Annotated in this window: 2 pseudogenes; both read right to left on the reverse strand. The window is 81.4% G+C overall.

What is annotated here, in order from left to right:
* Nucleotides 1-584, reverse strand: a pseudogene (locus GTR00_RS21490) (hypothetical protein); the annotation flags it as partial.
* Nucleotides 584-1,099, reverse strand: a pseudogene (locus GTR00_RS21495) (hypothetical protein); the annotation flags it as partial. The pseudogenes GTR00_RS21495 and GTR00_RS21490, both read right to left, overlap by 1 nt.

Raw genomic sequence — 1,099 nt, forward strand, 5'->3', positions numbered from 1 at the left:
GGCGCGCTCGGCGACACCGTCGGACCCGCCGTCGGGTCCGGGGACGCCGGGGGGTTCACCGCGGTCGGGACCGCGCTGGGGTTCGCAGCGGTGAGCAGCCGGACCGGCGCGACCGCCGCGGCCGCGGCGGCGGGGGCCTGCCGGGGCCGGTCCGCGGAAACCCCTCCGGGCTCGTCGGCGGGCTCGTCGGCGGGCTCGTCGGCGGGCTCGTCGGCGGGCTCGTCGGCGGGCTCGTCGGCGGGCTCGTCGGCGGGTCCGGGCCGCGGGGCCGCCAGGTCCCGGGCGTCGGGGGCGTCGGCGTCCTGCAGCCAGCACGTCGGGGCGGGCGCGCCCTGCAGCAGGTCCAGGAAGCTGCGGGCCCGGCGCCCGCTGCCCGCGCAGCGCAGCGAGTACGTGCCGCGCGACGTCGCCCGGGTCAGGCACGAGCCGGCGGTGCCGTGCACCTCGTCGGCGGCCGAGGCCCGCAGCCGCGCGGCCCCGGCCTCCGCCGCCGAGGCCGGTGGCACCGCGACCGGCAGCGCTAGGACCGCCAGGGCCGTCGCGGCCACCGCGCCGCGCGCCCACCGCACCGCGTCCACACCCATCAGAACCTCTCCTCGCGCACCTGCTCGGCCGAGCACTCCGCGCCCGTGCCCACCACGTCGTCGACGAGCCAGCGCTCGCCGCTGCGCACCACCAGCGCGCTCGCGCGCGCGTGGTGCGCCGGGTTCAGCGGCTGCCCGCCGGCCCGGTCCACCTGCCAGCCGCGGTCCTGCAGGCACAGCTGCAGCCGCACGCGGTCCTCGCCCTGCCGGGTGCTGCCGAGCACCCCGACCGGGTACGGCCCGGGCATCTCGTCCCCGAGGTTGGCCGCCAGCAGCGGCACGGCCCACTCCAGCGCCGCCGGGGTGAGGGTGGCGGTGAAGGCCGGCAGGGCCGCCGGGTCGCTCTGGCGGGCGTTGATCGCCAGCGCCTGCTGGCGCAGGTACTCGTGCAGCGCCGCCACGGCCGCCCCGGTGGCGGGGTCGTCGGCGGGGTCGTCGGCGGGGTCGTCGGCGGGGTCGTCGGCCGCGCCCCGGGCGGCCGGTGCGGGCAGCGGTGCCGCGGCGTGCGCCGGCCC

The sequence above is a fragment of the Kineococcus indalonis genome (assembly GCF_009906395.1).
GTDB lineage: Bacteria > Actinomycetota > Actinomycetes > Actinomycetales > Kineococcaceae > Kineococcus > Kineococcus indalonis.